General features: G+C 43.3%; 1 protein-coding gene. It reads right to left on the bottom strand.

Features of this window, described 5'->3' with window-relative positions:
* Window positions 1–78 precede the first annotated feature (78 nt).
* A partial coding sequence (locus A3757_RS00885) for an ABC transporter substrate-binding protein (protein ID WP_068738995.1) occupies window positions 79–823 on the bottom strand: 745 nt, incomplete at its 5' end.

Genomic DNA, 823 nt, shown 5'->3' with positions numbered 1-823 from the left:
ACTTCTACAAAAGGGCGATAACCTTGCACCTGAAGAGCCTTGGGTATCAATGACGAATACGGGGGAGTGGTAAAGAGTTTAAGGGCTGTAGGTCTTAATAATTTCTTTAACTCTTCCCTGCTGCTTCATCTTTCGCAAGTGATGATTAAATGCAGAGACAATTGCCTGATGATCAGCTAAAGACTTAACAATCGCCATGTGAAGCTCACGCTCAGTATAAGCGGGCTCTACAAATTTAAGCTGTTCGTTAAGCATCTTATTTTTCTGCATCAAGCGACTCAAAATCAAATGATCACCAATGCCGATATCTATCCGCCCCAGTGCCAGCATCTTTAACATGCTTAAGGCGTTTACCATTGGGGTTTTATTCAGCCCTGCAGCATTGTCGAAATTATGACCAAAACTCGCCCCCTTTCTTACTCCTATTTTTAAACCTTTTAGATCATCCAATTTCTGATATGAAATCACTTCGCTCTGATCAGAAATAAAGCTAATTTGATTAACATAGTAAGGGTCGGAATAAAGAAAATTGCTCGCTCTTTGCTCGTTAAACCATAAGCCGATCAATACATCAACCATGCCTTTTTCGGCTTCTGCTAATACTCTTCGCCAAGGCTTAATTGAGACTTCAACGGAGTAGCCTGCACGCTCGAAAGCTTCTATTACAATCTCTGTTGCCAATCCTTTGCGCGGCTGCTGTTCATACAGAAACGGCTCCCAAGGCGGGCCTGCCAAACGCAGAGTTTTCTTAGGCTCCACATTCGAGGCTCCTTCATCATTAAGGCCTTGACCTGCAAACACCCTCATACTGACAAGCAGCAAC

The organism is Oleiphilus sp. HI0117, from assembly GCF_001635235.1.
The sequence above is the reverse complement of the archived record's forward strand: the minus strand, read 5'-3'. Positions and strand labels throughout refer to the sequence as shown.